Below are 17388 nucleotides of genomic sequence, written 5' to 3'. Positions count from 1 at the left end.
GTCATATGTCACAGTGTAAGGCGTGGAGAACGAACCGATGCTGTGGAGCGGCTGGGGCGACCCCGCCAAGGCCCGCGAGCTGCCCGACCAGATCCGCACGCTCCTGCGCGACCTCATGGGCGTGGGCGAGCCGGTCGAGGCGGTGGCGCTCGAGGAGGTACGGCTCCCTCGGCCGACGCTCTCCCCTGCGGCGCTGGCCGAGCTGGCCGCGGTGGTCGGCGCGGCGCACGTGCGCACCGACCACGAGAGCAGGGTCAGGCACACGAGGGGCAAGTCCACGCCCGACCTCCTGCGCATGCGCGAGGGCGACGCCTCCGACGCGCCAGACGCGGTCGTGCTCCCCGCCGGCCACGAGGAGGTGCTGCGCGTGCTGGAGGTGTGCTCCGCGCACCGGGTGGCCGTCGTGCCGTTCGGCGGTGGCACCTCGGTCGTCGGCGGGCTCGTCGCCGGCCAGGGCGTCGTCGCGCTCGACCTGGGCAGGCTCGACCGCCTGGTCTCCGTCGACACCGAGTCGATGGTCGCCGAGCTCGAGCCGGGCCTGCGCGCCCCCGACGCCGAGCGGCTGCTGGCCGAGCACGGGCTGACGCTGGGCCACTTCCCCCAGTCCTACGAGTACGCCACGCTCGGCGGGTTCGCCGCCGCCCGCTCCAGCGGCCAGGCCTCGGCCGGTTACGGACGCTTCGACGACATGGTGGTCGGGCTGACCGTCGCCACCCCGAGCGGCGCGCTCGACCTCGGCAGGGCGCCCAAGTCCGCGGCGGGGCCCGACCTGCGCCAGCTGGTCCTCGGCTCCGAGGGCGCCTTCGGCGTCATCACCTCCCTGCGCCTGCGGGTGCGCAGACGGCCGTCCGCGACGGTCTACGAGGGCTGGCGGTTCGAGACGTTCCAGGCGGGATCGGCGGCGATGCGCAGACTCGCCCAAGAAGGGGTGCTGCCTGCCGTCCTGCGCCTGTCGGACGAGACCGAGACGATGATCGGACTGGCCAGGCCCGAGGCCATCGGCTCGGGCGACTCCGGCTGCCTGCTGATCGCCGGGCACGAGAAGGACCGTGGGGCGGCCGCCGCCGTCCTCGCCGAGCAGGGCGGCGCCCACCTCGGCGCCGAACCCGGCCAGGCCTGGGAGCACGGCAGGTTCGCCGCGCCGTACCTGCGCGACTCCCTGCTCGCGGCGGGCGCCACCGTCGAGACGCTGGAGACGGCGGGTTTCTGGTCGAACCTGCCCAGGCTGTACGACGCGGTGCGCCTCACCCTGCACGCCGAACTCGGCTCACCCCTGGTCATGTGCCACATCTCGCACGTCTACGAGACCGGGGCCTCGCTGTACTTCACCGTGGTGACCAACCAGGGCCTGCCCGAGTGGGAGCGGGCCAAGCGGGCCGTCAACGAGGCCATCGTGACCGCGGGCGGCACGATCTCGCACCACCACGGTGTCGGCAGGGACCACAGCCAGGCCTACGCCGAGGAGATCGGGCCGCTCGGCGTGGAGATCCTGCGCGCGGTCAAGCAGCGGCTCGACCCCCAGGGGATCATGAACCCCGGCGTGCTCATTGCTTGTCCGCCTCCCGCAACAGGTTGAGGGCCTCGTCCTTGCGGTCGAGGGCGGTCAGCACGTCGGCCACGCAGTGCAACGTCATGGCCAGCGGCGCCCCGCCGAGCCCTCTGGCCAGACCCAGCGACTCCTCGGCCATCGGCAGCGCCCGCGCGGGATCGCCGCGCGCCAGCCGCAGCCTCGCGCCCTCGCGTAGCGCCCTGACCAGCAGGCCCGTGTGCGCGACCGGATCGCGGGCCGCCAGCCCCCTGGCGCCCGCTATCGCTCTTTCGACGTTCCTCACCGCTCGCCCGCCGAACCGCCGCTGCGTCGCGGCATAGGCGAGCAGCCCCTCGACGGCGTCGGCACTCAGCCCATCCCCTGAACCGTTGCGGGCCATCCCAGCCCCCCGCACGATCGACAACCGCTTGCTTGGGGGATGAAGGCTACCGCACGTGGTCACTCGATGACAGGCCCAGTGATCGGGTAAAGATATGGTCATGGTCGAAGTCGCCGCAGAACGTGGAAAGCGGTCATCCTCCCGCACCTCCGAGGAGGGCGCGGGCTGGCGCTGCCAGCAGATCGGGTCGTACAAGGGCCTTCGGCCCAACACCGACACCTTCTCCTGGTTTCATCCGCGCACGCTCTGGCGCTCACGCAACGAGATCCTCGCCGGCCTGTTCGGCGATCCCTCGGGCCAGGTACGGCGGCGCTGGGTCGAGGCGCAGCGGGCGCGCGGCGTCGACGGCGACTTCAGGATCAGGCCAGGCGTGGGCAAGAGCTTCAGCTTCCTGCTCTTAGGCGATCCGGGAGAGGGCGACGACTCCCAGTACGCGGTCGTGCCTGGCATGCTGCACGTGGGCGCGGACACCTCGTTCGCGGTGATCGCCAGCGACGTGGTCTACCCGACGGGGGCGGGCAACGAGTACTGCGACAAGTTCTTCAGGCCCTACAAGGACTACCAGGCCCCCGTCTACGCCATTCCCGGCAACCACGACTGGTACGACGGGCTCGGCGGGTTCATGCGCGTCTTCTGCGACGCGCCGCCGCTCAAGCCCCGCCCTGACAGGGGGCTGCGCGCGCTGCTGTGGCGCAAGTCGGAGCGGATCGACGAGCAGGCGCTCGCCGAGGCGCGCAAGCTGCGCGGCGCCCCCTCCCAGCAGGCGGTGCAGCCCGCCCCCTACTGGGCCATCGAGAGCGAGAGCCTGCTGATCGTGGGGGTCGACACCGGCATCAAGGGGGCCATCGACGCCGAGCAGACCGCGTGGCTGCGCCGTACCTCGCTCGACCCCCGGCCGAAGATCCTCATCACCGGCAAGCCGATCTACACGCGCGACGCCCACAAGCCTTCGGCCCTGGAGGGCGGGGGCACCATCGACGACATCGTCCGCGACCCCGCGCACCGCTACGTCGCGGCGATCGGCGGTGACGTGCACAACTACCAGCGCTACCCGGTCAGGGTGGGCGACAGGGTGATCCAGTACATCGTCTCGGGCGGGGCGGGGGCCTTCATGCACGCCACGCACACGATCGGCAGGGTCGGCGTCGCCGGGGTGCACGAGGACGACTTCAAGTGCTACCCGCTGCGCGGCGACTCGCTGTCGTTCTACAGCCAGCTCTACGCCAAGCGCCTGCGCATGCGGTGGCTCTTCCTCACCCCCGCCGAGGCGGCCTGCATCATGGCCGACCGGATCAAGAACACGCCGGTCAGGCAGATCGACCCGGCCGTCACGATCACCCGAAGGATGAGGTGGGCCGCGCGCGTGCTCGGCGCGTGGCCGATGCCGTTCAGGCTGCCGGTCGGCAGCGTCTTCCACCGCTACCTGTCGGAGCTGTCGGACTGGGACACCCCGCCGTTCTTCAAGAGCTTCCTGCACCTGGAGGTGACACCCTCGCAGCTGACCATCCGCTGCTTCGCGGCGACCGGCTGCCTCCCGCAGGAGCTCGACCCGCCGCTGGAGGACGAGGTGTCGATCTCCCTTCTCTAACGCGGGCGCCTCCGGGTTTTCCGGCGCAGGCGCCGCCGGGTTCTCTGCCGCGGGCGTCGCCGGGTTCTCTGGCGCGGGCGCTGTCGGCTTCTCCAGCGCGGGCCGACAGGCTTCTCCAGCGCGGGCCCGCCGGGGAAATGTCGGTACGGCCTGGCAGGCTGGAAGGCGTGTACGTCGCGCTGACCTCCGACCCCTCAGGGGGCGGCTCACTTCTCCCCGTCGGGGGCGAGCTCCGCAGGGTCGACGACCTCGTGCGCGCCGTCCGCGAGATGGAGGAGCACAGGCCGCGCTGGGTCTTCGCCGACGCGCGCCACCTCTACCCCGGCCTGCTGGCCGCGGGCGTCCGGGTGTCGCGCTGCCACGACCTGGCCCTCACCGAGGGGCTGCTGCTGGCCCACGAGGGCCGCTACGGCGAGGCGCGATCGGCCGAGGCCGCCCATGCCAGGCTGCACGGGCTGCCGGTGCCCGACGACGAGGGCGCCGGCCCCGCCGCGCGGCAGGACACGCTGTTCGAGCCCGAGCGGGCCGAGCTCGGCGCCGACGCGCTGGCCGAGGTGCTGCGCGACCAGCTCGCCAGGATCGAGGCGCTGCCCGACCCCGGCAGGTTCAGGCTGCTGGTGGCCGCCGAGTCGGCAGGGGCGCTGGTGGCGGCCGAGATGGGCCACGACGGCATGCCGTGGCGCAGAGACATCCACGACGAGCTGCTCACCGAGCTGCTCGGCCCGAGGCCCGTGCACGGCATGCGGCCGGCCAAGCTCCAGGCGCTCGCCGACCAGGTGACGGCCGCCTTCGGCCACCCCGTCAACCCCGACTCCGTGCAGCAGCTGGTCAAGGCGTTCAAGGGGGCGGGGGTGGCGCTGAAGACGACCAGGTCCGGTGAGCTCAAGCAGATCGAGCACCCCGCCGTCGGGCCGCTGCTGGCCTACAAGGAGCTGGCCAGGCTCTACAGCTTCCACGGCTGGGCGTGGGCCGACCAGTGGGTGCGCGAGGGCAGGTTCAGGGCCGAGTACGTCGTGGGCGGTGTCGTGTCGGGGCGGTGGGCCACCAGCGGAGGAGGCGCGCTGCAGATCCACAAGATGATGCGCAGGGTGGTGGTGGCCGACGAGGGCTGGGCGCTGATCGTCGCCGACGCGGCGCAGCTGGAGCCCAGGGTGCTCGCCGCCATGGCGGGGGACCGCGGCCTGGCCAGGGCGGCGGGTGAGATCGACCTCTACTCCGCGCTGGCCAAGGCGTTCGGGGGCGAGCGCGACCACGCCAAGATCGCGATGCTGTCGGCGATGTACGGCGGCACCAGCGGCGACGCACCCAAGCTGCTGGCCGTGATGCGCGAGCGCTTCCCGCTGGCCTACCGCTTCGTGGAGGACGCGGCCAAGGCGGGGGAGGAGGGCAAGCTCGTCCGGTCGTGGCTGGGCCGCACCAGCCCGCCGCCCTCCCCGCGGTGGAAGGAGCTCGTCGCGGGGCCCGACGGCGCCAGGGCGGCGCGCGACAGGGGGCGCTTCACCCGCAACTTCGTCGTCCAGGCCACGGCCGCCGAGTGGGCGCTCGCCCTGCTGGCCGTGCTGAGGGGGCTGCTGCCCGAACCGGCGCGGCTGGTGTTCTTCCAGCACGACGAGGTGATGGTGCACTGCCCACTGGAGCAGGCCGAGCAGGTGACCGCGGCGATCGCCACCGCCGCGGCCGAGGCGAGCAGGCTGCTGTTCGGCGCGACGCCCGTGCGCTTCCCGATGGAGGCCGTCACGGTCTCGTGCTACGCCGACGCCAAGTGACCGCCGCGCCCGCGGTTCTCGCCGGACGGTTCCAAACCGAGTTTCCGGCGCTCTGACCAGAGAGTGCCGTGCTCCGGGACGGCGACCCCCGGGGAACGCAGGGCGCCGGTGAAGAGGTCCGGCCACCGGGGAGGGTCTGCGCAGGACGGCGGCGGGGGTTCAGCTTCACCCGGGGAGCGTAGGTCGATGGGGTGCTACGCGGGGGTGCTGGTCGAGGGGCGGGCCAGGGCGAGCCACAGGCCGGTGGCCGTGACCATGACGCCGACCACGAGGCCGAGCACGCCGTACGACAGCGCTCCCACGATCGCGCCCGCGATGATGGTGCCGGTGGCGCCGCAGATGTTCATGAGCAGGTCCGACAGGCCCTGCACGGCGGGGCGGCGCTCGATCGCCACCGCCTCCGACAGCATCGCCGAGCCCGCCACCAGGCCGCACGACCAGCCGATGCCCAGCAGCGTCAGGCCGGCCGTGATCTGCCAGACACGCTCGCCCGCCGTACCCGCCAGCGCCGCCGACGCCACCAGCAGCGCCATGCCGAGCACCAGTACGGGCACCTTGCCGACCTTGTCGGCCAGCCACCCGACCACCGGCGACAGCACGTACATGCCGGCGATGTGCAGGCTCAGCACCAGGCCGATGACCTTGAGTTCCGCCCCCTCGTGACGCAGGTGGACAGGGGTCATCGACATCACCGACACCATCGCGGTGTGACTGACCGCGATGGCCAGCAGCGCGGCGCGGGCGGCGGGGGTGGCGCGCAGGGTGCCCCACGCGTCCTTGATCGTCTTCGACCTGCCCCCGGTGGCGCCGGCCGTCCCGGTGAGCTGCCTGGCGAGTTTGAGCGGGTCGGGGCGCAGCCCCGCCACGACGATGAGCAGCGCCACCGCGAAGGCCAGCGCGGCGAAGGCGAAGGGGCCCGCCGTCGGCGCCAGGCCCATGCTCATGCCGAGCCGGTCGGCGGGGTCGGCCAGGTTGGGACCCGCGACCGAGCCGATCGTCGCCGCCCACACCACCAGCGACAGGTGCCTGCCGGCGTGGCCGGGAGGCGAGAGGTCGGTGGCGGAGTAGCGCGCGGCCAGGTTGCCCGCGCTGCCGCCACCCACCAGCACCAAACCGGCCAGCAGCAGCGGCCACGAGGCGATGCTGATGGCCAGTACCGAGATCACGCATCCGGTCAGCGCGGCGACGTAGGCCAGGCCGAGCCCGGCCCTCCTGCCGCCCTTGCCCGCCGCCTTGGCCGCGGGCAGGGCGAGCAGTGCCGCGCCGAGCACGGTGGCCGTTCCGGCGAGGCCGCTGATGGCCTCCGACCCGGACAGGTCGAAGACGACCAGCGAGCTGAGTGCCAGGCCCACCGCCACCCCGACGCCGCCGGTGATCTGCGCGGCGGACAGGACGGCGAGGGTGCGGCGCTGCACCCGTTCGACGGACGGCGATCCTGGTTTGGCAGGGGCGGTGGTCACCGGTGAAGTGTCGCATAGCCCCTGACATCCGCCCAAAGGGAACTGCGGGCCTGGAGTGGGTCGCGAGGGTGTGAACGCCAAAGGTGACCGGGCGTCTGGGGGTGGATGAGGAGGGCGATCGCCTGAAGGTGACTGTGAGCCTGGGGGGTGGCGGAGGAGGCCGACCGCCCGTAGGTGACTGCGAACCTCGGGGTGGGTCCGGAGGGGGGTGACCGCCTGAAAGGGGACTGTGAGCCCAGGGGTGGTCAGGAGGGGACGACGGGGTCGCCGATCCTGATCACGCCGGTCCCGTCGGGGATGAGGTTGACGGCGAACAGCAGCTGCTTGTCGATCCTGCGGTACTTGGCGAGCGTGCGCAGCGGCTCCTTGCCCTTCTCCAGGGTGTCGGGGTCGATCGTGGTGAGCACGCATCTGTCGCACGGCTTGGTCACGCGGAAGTCCACCTCGCCGATGCGCACGCGCTTCCACCCGTCCTCGGCGAACGGCTCCTCCACGCCCGAGACCACCACGTTCGGGCGGAACCTGCGCATCGGCAGCGGCGCGGGCACCTCCTCGCCCCGCTCGACCGCCGTCTCGGCGATCCAGTCGTTGAGCCGGTCCAGGGAGGTGGTCGAGGCGAGCAGCACGGGATAGCCGTCGGCGAGCGACACCCGGTCCTGCGGCGTGCCGTGCTTGGGGCTGACGGGACGGCGAGTCGGGTCGTCGAGCCACACCAGGCGCACCGAGCGGCCGAGCAGGGCCGAAAGCCAGTCCGCCGCTTCGTCGCCGCAGTCGGTGAGCTTCACCTCCGTGCGCCACACGCGCACCTCGGTCAACAGGGTCGTCGGCGTCACCCTGAGCGGCTCGCGATGCGGGCCCGTGAGGGTGAGCGTGCCGCCGGACACCTCGGCCCTGCAGGTCAGCAGCCGAGACACCTCCCTGGCGGTCAGCATCTGGCCTTCGGGGGTGGCCACCAGGTATCGGCGGTCGTCCTTCAGCCCCCAGGGCTCGACCTCGGCCTCGGGGACGTCGTGACCCATCGTGGACTTGACCGGATAGAAATGGACGCTCGCCAGTTTCATGGCGGCGACGGTACCCCATGCCCCCCTGAGGCTAGGAAGCGGGGCTGAAGGTGGTCAGGAACACCTCGCGGGTCTTGGCCTGGTCGTCCCACTGGAGCTGCGGCGCGACGAACGTGATCGTGAAGGCGCTCTGTCCCGTCAGCGTGACGTGCCTGGTCAGGGCCTGCATGGGCACGCCGTTCGACTGGGTGTACTGGTACTCCCAGTCGGCTGCCTTCCACCCGCGGTACTTCGCCTCCTGCAGCTGCACCCGGAGGTAGCCCTCGGCGCCGCCGTTGGCCTCCCTTCCGGTGAGCTCGGCGAGCCCGCCGTCGTTCTGCGGGGTCGCGGGCTCCACCGTGATCTTCATGCCGGAGTCCTTGGGCCCGTCGAAGACGGCCTTGTCGGCGGAGGAGCTCAGCTTCCACGCCGAGGGAACCGCGGCGGAGAAGCCGTCAGGGGTGTGCTCCTTGAACCCCTCGGGCACTGTCACGGCCGCCAGCGGCACGGGGACGGGGGCAGAGGAGGCGGCCGATGAGGCGCTGGGCGAGGCCGCCACGCCGGGCTCGGACGAGGGGCCGCCCGAGGAGATGATCAGAATCGCGGCCGTCAGCACGCCGACGGCCGCGACGGCGGTCACCACCAGGCGCGGGGTCGGGCGGCCCTCGTGCAGCCAGCCGTCGCCGCCGCCCGAGCTCCGCCTGCGGCCCCTGGCCGAGCGGTCCTCCCTGTCGCGGGTGGTCGCGCGGGTCGTCTCTCCCGAGGTCGGCGACCACGGAGACTGCGCGGAGGGGCCCGTGCGCACGCTGTCGGTCAGCGGCAGGATCGGCTGCGGCTGCGGCACGGGCGCGGCGGGGGGTCCCACGCGTCCCTGCGGGCTCTCGAGGGAGCCCGGCTGCGGGGGAGCGCCGTGCGGGCCCGAGGGCGAGCGGAGGGCGTCGTACCCGCTGGGCAGCCGGTGGCCGTGAGGGTCGGAGGCGCTGCGCAGGGCGTCGTAGCCATGCGCTCCTGAGGGGCCGCCCGCAGGACCGCCCATCGAGCCGCCGAATGGACCGCCCGCCTGGCCTCCCACTGGACCGCCCGCCGGGCCTACCACCGGGCTGCCCGCCGGGGCGCCCGTGGGGTTGCCGGTAGGCCCGCCCGTGGGGTGGGCCGCGGGGCTGACCGTGGGGTATCCGCCCGAAGAGCTGCCGAAGGCGTCGAAACCGGCAGAAGGCGCGGAGAGCATGTCGGTGCGGTGCGCGCCCGAAGGGCTCTCCACCCCCGCGTACGGCTCGGCGTGCGCACCGGAAGGGCTGTTCAGCGGGTCGTACGGCACCCGCACCGGCCCCGAAGGCGTCTCCACGATCCGCGAGGGCAGCGGCCCCGACGGCGGATCGAGCGGCGGCAGCAGATGCATCGGCGTGGAGTCCGCGGGCGTCGGGATGGGCCCCGCCGACCGCGCGGAGGTGGAGCCGTGGCTGCGCAGCACCCGCTCCATCAGCTCGGCCACCTGGGCGGCGTTCATCCGCTCGGCGGGGTTCTTGCGCAGCAGCCCCTCGATGACCGGCAGCAGGGCCCCCGCCCGCTGCGGCTTGATCGGCTCCTGCGTCAGCACCGCGCCGAGTACCGCGATCGCGTCGGGCCCCTCGTAGGGCGGCCTGCCCTCGACGGCGGCGTAGAGCGTCGCGCCGAACGACCACAGGTCGGCGGCCTGCGTGAGGGGCTGCCCCGACAGCCGCTCGGGCGGGACGTAGGCGGGCGAGCCCATGAGCAGCCCGGTCTGCGTGATCGTGACATCGCCCTCGATCGCGGCGATGCCGAAGTCGGTGAGGACCACCCTGTCGGCGGTCAGCAGGACGTTGCCGGGCTTCACGTCACGGTGCAGGATTCCGGCCGCGTGGGCGTGCCTGAGCGCGTCGAGCACCCTGACGCCGATCTCGGCGGCCTGGATGACGGGCAGCGGACCGCTCTGCCGTATGGCCTGCTCCAGCGACCAGGCCCTGACCAGCTCCATCACGATCCACGGCCGCCCGTCCTCCTCGACCACGTCGTGGACGGTGACGATCCCAGGGTGGCCGAGCCGCGCGGCCGAACGGGCCTCGCGCATCATGCGCCGGTGGGCCACCTGCAGGCCCGCGTGGTCGAGCCCGTAGGGAAGGATCAGCTCCTTCACCGCCACGGGCCTGTCGAGCAACACGTCGTGGGCATGCCAGACCATGCCCATGCCGCCCCTGCCCACAGGGGACAGCAGCTTGTACCTGCGGCCGATCAGACGACCCTGACTCTCCACGCCCCCCGGCGCACCGGTTCCCTCGGTGGGAACCTTTCCGAGCAAGCGGTCCGACATCTCCCGCCCCCCATTCCCAACGCAAATTGCGAGGTTCGACACGATATAGGCATGCCATTAGTAAACGGAAGTCGAAGAATGATCAACCTAAGTCAACGGAAGGTAATCTTCAGGGTGAGCTGCGGCAACGCGGAAAATGCCAAAGAGATCACTTATCGAATGCGAGCGCGTTCAACGCGGCAATGAACGCCTCGGCGGGCGGGCTCACCAGTCCCGCGCCCACCTGGCCCGTGCCCGCGACCCTGCCCGCGATGCCGGTGTTGACCACGGGAAGCAGACCGGTCCGTGCGACGAGCGCGACGTCGATTCCGACGGGTGTGCCGCGGAAGCCGAGCCCGGGGATCTGGTAGGCGGGGTGCTCGGCGAGCGTGATCTCGTACATCGAGCGGGTGGCGGTGATCGCGTCGCCGACCTCGCCGCCGACGAACTTCACGATCGCGGGAGCGGCGGCCATGGCGAAGCCGCCCAGGCCGGAGGTCTCGGTGATGGTGGAGTCGCCGATGTCGGGGTTGGCGTCGGCGGGTCCGTACGCGCCGAGGTAGAGCCCGTCGGGGACGCCCGCGGGCCCGGTGAACCAGCGGTCGCCCAGACCGGACAGCTGCACGCCGAAGTCGGTGCCGTTGCGGGCCATGGCCACGACCAGCGACGATCCGGGCACGCCGCGGGCGGCGTCGGTGCTGACCTTGGCCGCCGCCATGGCCGGGTTGAGGAAGAAGTGGTCGTTGCCTCCCGCGAAGCGCAGCACCTGGGCCGCGTGCGCGGGAGCGGCCTCCACCAGGGCGGGGGCGAGCTCGCGCAGGAACAGCGAGGTGGCCGCCCTGTTGCGGTTGTGCAGCTCGTCGCCCATCTGGAGGGCCTGGGCGATCAGCCCGCGCAGGTCGATCGGTCCGGTGACCCGCAGCGCGTCGCGCAGCGAGGGGCCGAGCACCGAGCCCATCCAGCGCAGCCGCTCGAGCACCTCGGGGCCGTAGGCGCCGTAGCGCAGCACCTTGCCCAGGCCCTCGTTGAGCGAGCAGTAGGCGGTGCCGCCGTGCTCGGCGTCGCGCACCTCGAACATCCACATGGACGGGCTCACCACCCCGGCCATCGGACCGACCGCGCCGTGGTGATGGCAGGGGTCGAGCCGCACCCGGCCCCCTGCGAGCAGGCGCCGCGCCTCCTCCTCCGTGGCGGCCATGTCCTCCAGCAGCACCGCGCCGATGAGCGCGCCGCGCATCGGGCCGGAGGCCCGCTCCCAGGTGATCGGCGGCCCGGCGTGCAGGAAGGTGCCCCTTTCCAGACCGAGCGCGTCGGCGGCCGGCCGTACGCCGACCAGCTGGGGCCTGGCCGACAGCAGGCGGCCCACGGCCAGCTCGTTGGCCGCGCTCCTGCGCGGGTCGGCCAGCACGCGCGCCAGCGCGGCGGCGGTGCCCCGCAGCGGCGGCCGCCACTCGACAGGGGTCCTCGGTACGGCCTGCGCGTCCAGCGCCTCACCGAGCAGGTCGGCGCCGACGGTGATGACGTGCGGATCGGCGGGCAGAAGGGTCACCGTGCGCTCCCTGCGGCGTGACGGGCTGCCTGGGCGTTGGAGGTGAAGACCGACGCGCCCGCCTGGTGAAGCGCCTCGGCCTGCCGGCGCAGGCCCTGCGGGTCGCCCTCGGTGCCGACCAGCGCGATGACGACCTGGACGTCTCCGCGCGTGGCCGCCTCGATCGCAGGGGCCAGGCGCAGCGCGGGGTCGGGGTCGGCGCCGTGCCCGAGCACCACGTCCATCAGCGCCACCTCTCCTGGCTCCAGCTTCGCCAGCGCCTCGAGCCTGAGCGTCGCGTCGATCATCGGATGCGCCCTGCCCCGGGTGAAGACGTCGTCGCCGTAGTCGACGAACCCGCCAGGCGTGATGAGAGAGGCCTCGGTGCACAGCGTGCCGCCGGAGTACAGGCCCCTGACCGATCCCTTCGCGACCGGCCTGCTCCACGAGGGCCAGTCGGGCACGGGACGGCCGAGCCGGTCGAGGACCTGCGCCGTGGCCGAGGTCAGGTCGCCGTCGGAGGTGCCGAGCAGCGCGGTGACCACCGGCGTGCGCAGCTTGTCCACCACCTCGCGCACGGCGCCTGCCACCTCGGGCGCGGGCGGCTTGGAGATCAGCACGATCAGCTCGGTCGCGGGGTCCTCGTCGAGGAGGCGCAGCGCCCGCATCGCCGACACCCCGCCCACCTGCTCCGACAGGTCCCTGCTCCCGACCCCGAGCACCTGGCTGACGCCTACCCCCGCCAGATCGAGCAGCGAGGTCACCTGCTGGGCCCCCGTGCCCGAGGCGGCCACCACGCCGACGGGCCCGGGACGCAGCACGTTGGCGAAGCCGAGCCCCGCCCCGCCGATCACCGAAGTGCCGCAGTCGGGGCCCATGACCAGTCCGCCGCGCTCCTCGGCCAGCCGTTTGAGGAGCACCTCCTGCTCCACGGGAACGTTGTCACTGAAGATCATCACGGGCAGGCCCGCCTCGACGGCGTCGAGCGCCTCCCCGAAGGCGTGCTCGCCGGGCACCGACACCAGCACCAGGTTCCCCTCACCGAGCCTGGCGGCCGAGCGCGTCGTGCGAGGAGGAACGCCCGCGCTCTCCGTGGCGACCGAACGGCTCGACAGCTCTCCCAGCAGGCGCTCGAGCTCGCCCGTCGCGGCCGTCACGTCCTCGGCCCTCAGCGCCACCAGCAGCTCCGAGGGCTCGGCGGGCGGGATCTCGAAGCCCAGGTCCCTGGCCAGATCGAGGTTGAGCGGCGTGGCCATCGCGACGACCGCCACCTCCACGCCCTGCAGCGCCGACAACGCCTGGCTGACCCGCATCAGGCTCACGGAGTCGTGGTAGACGCCCTGCACCACCTGTACCAGCGAGTTCATGGACGGGCTCCCAGTGCGAGCACGGAGTCCAGGCCGATCCTGACCCCTTGGGCGAGATCCGCGCCTGAGGTGTGGCCGAGCTGGAGCAGCCGTCTCAGCGCGGGCTCGAGCGCCTGCTGCCCCGTGATGCCGCGAAGAACCGCGCTCACCTCGGGGCTGGCCTCACCCCTGGCCGCGCAGTGCAGCAGCGTCGCCGAGATCGGGGTGGTACGGGTGCCGGCGTCGAAGGTGACGGCGGCGGCCAGCCAGTCGGCCAGCCACACGGCGCGCTCGACCTTCGCTGCCGTGCCCAGGCGACGCAGCGCCACCAGCAGGCCCGCGAGGACGTCGTCGCCGCTGGGCGTGAGGCCGGGGCCCAGCCCCACCAGCTGCTCGGCGGCGGTCACGGCCCTCAGCAGCGAGCCCGCCGCGCAGCCCGAGGCCAGCAGGGTGATCGCGGCGTTGCCCTCGAGACCCGGGCGTCTGGTGGTCTGGGGCGACAGGGCCGAGGTGGCCTGCGCCAGCCGTACGAGATCGACGGAGGGCAGCGCGGGCGCGGGATCCCACCAGCGGCGCGCCTTCACCCTGTAGCGTCCGAGCTCGATCACCCCGTTGCCGACGGCGGCCTCGTCGCCCACGCTGACGTGCGGCAGCTCGCCGGCCAGCAGCACGGAGTTGGGCAGCCTCGTCGCCTCCCCGGTGATCAAGGCGATCACCGAGGGCTCCAGCTCGGTCCGCACCTCGAGGTACACGCCCATGGACACGGCGGCCAGCACCCTGGCGGGCGCCCTGGCCGACTCGAGCACCGGGCGCACGGCCGAGCTCGCGGCCCCGGTGAGGTGGGTCAGCGGGTGAACCCTTCTCTGCGTGCCGAGCGTCATGGTCCCGACGGTAGAGCGGGCCCTCACCCCTCCGTACGGAGAAATGTGCCAACAGTCGGTCAAAAGGTTGGCTCTTCCTGACACACGCCTTCATCAGCCACAATCGCCTCATGGAGCCCCCCGTCCGCCTGGCGAGCACTGGAACGATCATCCATGGCGTCTCCGTGGGCGAGGTGCTCGGTGTCTCCACGCTCGCAGAGGCGCGGCTGATCGCCGGGAGGTCCGGTCTCGACCGGATCGTCCAGCGGCTCAACGTGATGGAGGTTCCCGACATCCTCGCCTGGGTCAAGCCGCACGAGCTGCTGCTGACCACCGGTTATCCGCTGCGCAACACCCCCCAGTCGCTCGACCGCCTGGTCGCCGACCTCGACGAACGCGGCCTGGCCGCGCTCGCCATCAAGCTCGGCCGCTACGTCGACGAGCTGCCCGACGAGATGGTCGCCCAGGCCGACAGGCTCGGCTTCCCGCTGATCCTGCTGCCCAACAACGTCGGCTTCGACGACATCCTCAACCAGGTGCTGACCGACATCCTCAACAGGCAGGCCGCCGTGCTGGTCCGCGCCGAGGAGGCGCACCGCGCGCTGGTGCAGGTGGTGCTGGCCGGCGGGGGGCTCGGCGAGGTCACCGCCGAGGTCGCGGGCCTGCTCGACGTGGCCGTGGCCGCCATTGACGGGTCGGGCAGGACACTGGCCGCCGCGGGCCCGCCCGAGCACGTCGCCGCCCTGCGCCAGCTGGCCGGTACGGCAGGCCGCACCGGCGACTTCGCCTCGGTCCCCATCGTGGCGGGGGGACACCATCACGGCAGGATCGTCGCGCACAGCCCCTCGGGGGTCATCCACGACAGCGACGTCGGCATCCTGGAGCGCGCGGCGACCGTCGCCGCCCTCGTCATCACCAGGCAGGACGCGGTCAACGCGGTCGAGAGCAAGTACCGCGCCGACTTCCTGCGCGACGTCCTGACCGGCAGGGCGGGCACGGGCGAGCGCGTCGCCAACAGGTCGAGGGCCTTCGGCTGGGACCTGGAGCGCCCGGTCACCGTCCTGGTGGCCGAGCTCGACCCCGAGGGCGACGAGCGGACCGCCCAGGACAGGCTCGTCACCTCGTGGACGGCGGCCGTGCGCCGCCACGACCAGCGCGGCGCGGTCGCCGGCTTCTCCCACGAGGTCGTCGCCGTCGTCGACGCCTCGGCCGACAGCGCCAAGGTGGCCCGTGACGCCGCCTCCGCCTTCGCCGACGCGATCACCTCCGGCACCTTCTCCACCGGGACCAGCCGTACCTGCCCCGGCGCCGATTCCCTGCCCGAGGCCTACGGCCAGGCGCTGAAGGCGGCGCGCGTGGGCCGCCAGCTGCACGGGCCCGGCGCCGTCGCCCACTTCGACCAGCTCGGCGTCTACCGGCTGCTGTCGCTGGTCAACGACACCGCCGAGTTACACGCCTTCGTCCGCGAGACGCTGGGACCGCTCGCCGCGGACGACGACACCGAGAACGCCGACCTGCGCAGGACGCTGCAGGTGCTGCTGGAGACCAACCTGAACGTCGCCGAGACGGCGCGCAGGCTGCACTTCCACTACAACACCCTGCGCTACAGGATCGGCAAGCTGGAGCGGCTGCTCGGCAACTTCACCGACGACCCCCACCTGCGGCTCAACCTGACCCTGGCCCTGCACGTGCTGCGCATGCGCGGCATCTAGGCTGTGGTGCGTGGACCTGGACTTCGAACTCAACTCTGACTTCATCCCGCTGTGCGACCTGCTGAAGTACTGCGGCGTCACCGAGACGGGCGGGATGGCCAAACACCTCATCGCCGAGGGCATGGTGCTGGTGGACGGCGAGGTCGAGCTCCGCAAGACCTGCAAGATCAGGTCTGGCGCCGTGGTCAGCGGCGACGGCTTCACCATTCACGTGACCTGACGACCGGGCGTGTCCTCCTGACCTCTAAGGTTCTCTCCGACATCAATCAGGAGACGTAACCGCAGGTTGGGAAGTGGTGTGATGGCGCTGGGCTGGAAGGTGCACGGCGACGGGAGGAAGCTCTCGCCGGGCGAGGTGGTCAAGCCCGACGAGCGGCTGTCGTGGCCGCGCATGGTGGGCTTCGGCGCCCAGCACGTGATCGCGATGTTCGGCGCGACGTTCGTCTTCCCTCTGGTGATGGGGCTGGACGCCAACCTGGCGGTGATGATGTCGGGCGTGGCGACGATCATCTTCCTGCTGATCGTCAAGGGGAGGATCCCCAGCTACGTCGGCTCGAGCGCCTCGTTCGTGGGCGCTGTGGTCGCGATCAGGGCGGCGGGCGGCGGCGACGGCACCGTCACGGGCGCCCTGCTGGCGGTCGGGGTGGTGCTCGGCCTCGCGGGACTGGCGATCCACCTGCTGGGCGTGCAGATCATCCACAGGGTCTTCCCGCCGATCGTCACCGGCGGGGTCGTCATGCTGATCGGCTTCGGCATGGCCTACGTGGCGGCCGACGTCTACTGGCCGCAGGACCCGTGGGTGGCGCTCATCACGATGGTGGCGACCTTCGTCTTCATCGGCGTCTTCCGCGGCTTCCTCGGCAGGATCGGCGTGCTGCTCGGTCTGGTCTTCGGGTTCGCGCTGTCGTGGCTGTGGGACAGGACGGGCGGGATGATCACCGCGCCCGGCGGTGACGGAAAGGTCACCGAGCACTTCAGGGTGAACTTCGACGCGGTGGCCCAGGCCGACTGGATCGGCCTGCCGACCCTGCACGGGCCCGTCTTCGAGGTGTCGGCGATCGTGCTGGTGCTGCCCGTGGTGATCGCGCTGATCGCCGAGAACGTGGGGCACGTCAAGGCGGTCGGTGAGATGACGGGCGCGGACGTCGACGCCTACATGGGGCGGGCGGTCATGGCCGACGGCGTGGGCACCGTGGTGTCGACGGCGGTGGGCGGGCCCGCGACGACCACCTACGCGGAGAACATCGGCGTCATGGCGGCGACGCGCGTCTACTCCACGGCGGCGTACTACGTGGCGGCGGTGATCGCGATCCTGTTCGGGCTGTGCCCGAAGTTCGGCGCGCTGGTGGCGGCGACGCCGGGCGGGGTGCTGGGCGGGGTGACCACGATCCTCTACGGCATGATCGGCCTGCTGGGGGCGAAGATCTGGATCGAGAACAGGGTCGACCTGAACGACCCGGTCAACCTGGTGCCGGTGGGCGCGGGGATCATCTGCGCGATCGGGCCCGTGGCCTTTCCCATGACGGGGACGTTCGCGCTGAGCGGGATCGCGCTGGGGACCATCGTGCTGCTGGCCGGCTACCACGGGCTGCGCGCCCTTCACCGGGACTGACGGTCCTTCCGCGGAACGCCCGCCGTCTCCCCGCTCCGTCACCTTCGCGTACGGCCGGGAGGACGGCGGGCGTTCTGCTGAAGGGGAGGGGCGGGGCGGCGGCGGGTGTTCCGCACGAACTGCCCGTTCGGAGCGGAGAAGGAAGGCCGGCGTACGGCGGCGAATGACGCGCCCGCGCGTGATGGGACGGGGGCGGGTGTCTCCCCCGCGAGGGGCGGTGGTCAGGATGGGAGAAAGAAG

Annotated in this window: 13 protein-coding genes; 6 read left to right on the top strand and 7 right to left on the bottom strand. The window is 72.3% G+C overall.

The window, feature by feature from the left end; all coding sequences use genetic code 11:
* The first annotated feature begins 37 nt into the window (after nt 1-37).
* On the top strand, nt 38-1576 hold the full coding sequence (locus tag ABFX50_RS28685) for an FAD-binding oxidoreductase (protein WP_346150743.1): 1539 nt from the start codon (nt 38-40) through the stop codon (nt 1574-1576).
* On the opposite strand, the gene ABFX50_RS28680 is transcribed toward ABFX50_RS28685, so the two are convergent.
* Entirely contained in the window at nt 1545-1928 is a 384-nt protein-coding gene (locus ABFX50_RS28680; RefSeq protein WP_346150528.1) for a hypothetical protein, read from the bottom strand. The genes ABFX50_RS28685 and ABFX50_RS28680 overlap by 32 nt on opposite strands.
* A gap of 100 nt (nt 1929-2028) precedes the next feature.
* On the opposite strand from ABFX50_RS28680, the gene ABFX50_RS28675 reads away from it, so the two are divergent.
* Both ABFX50_RS28675 and ABFX50_RS28670 read left to right on the top strand, forming a co-directional pair.
* On the top strand, nt 2029-3516 hold the full coding sequence (locus ABFX50_RS28675) for a metallophosphoesterase family protein (RefSeq protein ID WP_346150526.1): 1488 nt from the start codon (nt 2029-2031) through the stop codon (nt 3514-3516).
* A gap of 167 nt (nt 3517-3683) precedes the next feature.
* Complete coding sequence (locus tag ABFX50_RS28670; RefSeq protein WP_346150524.1) at nt 3684-5282, top strand: bifunctional 3'-5' exonuclease/DNA polymerase; 1599 nt, start codon at nt 3684-3686, stop codon at nt 5280-5282.
* Between the two features lie 194 nt (nt 5283-5476).
* Here the strand turns inward: ABFX50_RS28670 and ABFX50_RS28665 are convergent, their stop codons facing one another.
* The 6 genes from ABFX50_RS28665 to ABFX50_RS28640 all read right to left on the bottom strand — a co-directional run bounded on the left by ABFX50_RS28665 (nt 5477) and on the right by ABFX50_RS28640 (nt 13845).
* Nucleotides 5477-6742 carry an MFS transporter gene (locus ABFX50_RS28665; protein WP_346150522.1) on the bottom strand — a complete coding sequence of 422 codons (1266 nt, stop codon included), beginning with the start codon at nt 6740-6742 and terminating at the stop codon, nt 5477-5479.
* Nucleotides 6743-6987: 245 nt separating this feature from the next.
* Nucleotides 6988-7803 carry an MOSC domain-containing protein gene (locus ABFX50_RS28660; protein WP_346150520.1) on the bottom strand — a complete coding sequence of 272 codons (816 nt, stop codon included), beginning with the start codon at nt 7801-7803 and terminating at the stop codon, nt 6988-6990.
* Between the two features lie 31 nt (nt 7804-7834).
* Nucleotides 7835-10111 carry a serine/threonine-protein kinase gene (locus ABFX50_RS28655; protein WP_346150518.1) on the bottom strand — a complete coding sequence of 759 codons (2277 nt, stop codon included), beginning with the start codon at nt 10109-10111 and terminating at the stop codon, nt 7835-7837.
* A gap of 148 nt (nt 10112-10259) precedes the next feature.
* The gene (locus ABFX50_RS28650) at nt 10260-11639 is read right to left on the bottom strand and encodes a YlbE family protein (RefSeq protein ID WP_183646168.1); all 1380 of its coding nucleotides are present in this window, start codon (nt 11637-11639) and stop codon (nt 10260-10262) included.
* Entirely contained in the window at nt 11636-12985 is a 1350-nt protein-coding gene (locus ABFX50_RS28645; protein ID WP_346150515.1) for an AllF/FdrA family protein, read from the bottom strand. Before ABFX50_RS28645 ends, ABFX50_RS28650 begins: the two co-directional genes overlap by 4 nt.
* Nucleotides 12982-13845 (bottom strand): oxamate carbamoyltransferase subunit AllH family protein, encoded by an 864-nt coding sequence (locus ABFX50_RS28640; RefSeq protein ID WP_346150513.1) that lies wholly within the window; start codon nt 13843-13845, stop codon nt 12982-12984. Before ABFX50_RS28640 ends, ABFX50_RS28645 begins: the two co-directional genes overlap by 4 nt.
* A gap of 110 nt (nt 13846-13955) precedes the next feature.
* Here ABFX50_RS28640 and ABFX50_RS28635 point away from each other — a divergent pair, with 110 nt between their 5' ends.
* From ABFX50_RS28635 to ABFX50_RS28625, 3 genes are all read left to right on the top strand, one after another.
* Complete coding sequence (locus ABFX50_RS28635; RefSeq protein WP_346150511.1) at nt 13956-15536, top strand: PucR family transcriptional regulator ligand-binding domain-containing protein; 1581 nt, start codon at nt 13956-13958, stop codon at nt 15534-15536.
* A gap of 10 nt (nt 15537-15546) precedes the next feature.
* Nucleotides 15547-15756 carry an RNA-binding S4 domain-containing protein gene (locus tag ABFX50_RS28630; RefSeq protein WP_183646163.1) on the top strand — a complete coding sequence of 70 codons (210 nt, stop codon included), beginning with the start codon at nt 15547-15549 and terminating at the stop codon, nt 15754-15756.
* Nucleotides 15757-15837: 81 nt separating this feature from the next.
* Nucleotides 15838-17148 (top strand): uracil-xanthine permease family protein, encoded by a 1311-nt coding sequence (locus ABFX50_RS28625; protein ID WP_346150508.1) that lies wholly within the window; start codon nt 15838-15840, stop codon nt 17146-17148.
* Nucleotides 17149-17388: the final 240 nt, after the last annotated feature.

The organism is Nonomuraea recticatena (assembly GCF_039533245.1).
Classification (GTDB): domain Bacteria; phylum Actinomycetota; class Actinomycetes; order Streptosporangiales; family Streptosporangiaceae; genus Nonomuraea; species Nonomuraea roseola.
The sequence above is the reverse complement of the archived record's forward strand: the minus strand, read 5'-3'. Positions and strand labels throughout refer to the sequence as shown.

Excerpts from the sequence above, each read along its gene's own strand:
- ABFX50_RS28685 (WP_346150743.1), top strand. The coding sequence starts at position 38 with ATGCTGTGGAGCGGCTGGGGCGACCCCGCCAAGGCCCGCGAGCTGCCC.
- ABFX50_RS28680 (WP_346150528.1), bottom strand. The coding sequence starts at position 1,928 with ATGGCCCGCAACGGTTCAGGGGATGGGCTGAGTGCCGACGCCGTCGAG.
- ABFX50_RS28675 (WP_346150526.1), top strand. The coding sequence starts at position 2,029 with ATGGTCGAAGTCGCCGCAGAACGTGGAAAGCGGTCATCCTCCCGCACC.
- ABFX50_RS28660 (WP_346150520.1), bottom strand. The coding sequence starts at position 7,803 with ATGAAACTGGCGAGCGTCCATTTCTATCCGGTCAAGTCCACGATGGGT.
- ABFX50_RS28655 (WP_346150518.1), bottom strand. The coding sequence starts at position 10,111 with ATGTCGGACCGCTTGCTCGGAAAGGTTCCCACCGAGGGAACCGGTGCG.
- ABFX50_RS28645 (WP_346150515.1), bottom strand. The coding sequence starts at position 12,985 with ATGAACTCGCTGGTACAGGTGGTGCAGGGCGTCTACCACGACTCCGTG.
- ABFX50_RS28640 (WP_346150513.1), bottom strand. The coding sequence starts at position 13,845 with ATGACGCTCGGCACGCAGAGAAGGGTTCACCCGCTGACCCACCTCACC.
- ABFX50_RS28635 (WP_346150511.1), top strand. The coding sequence starts at position 13,956 with ATGGAGCCCCCCGTCCGCCTGGCGAGCACTGGAACGATCATCCATGGC.
- ABFX50_RS28625 (WP_346150508.1), top strand. The coding sequence starts at position 15,838 with ATGGCGCTGGGCTGGAAGGTGCACGGCGACGGGAGGAAGCTCTCGCCG.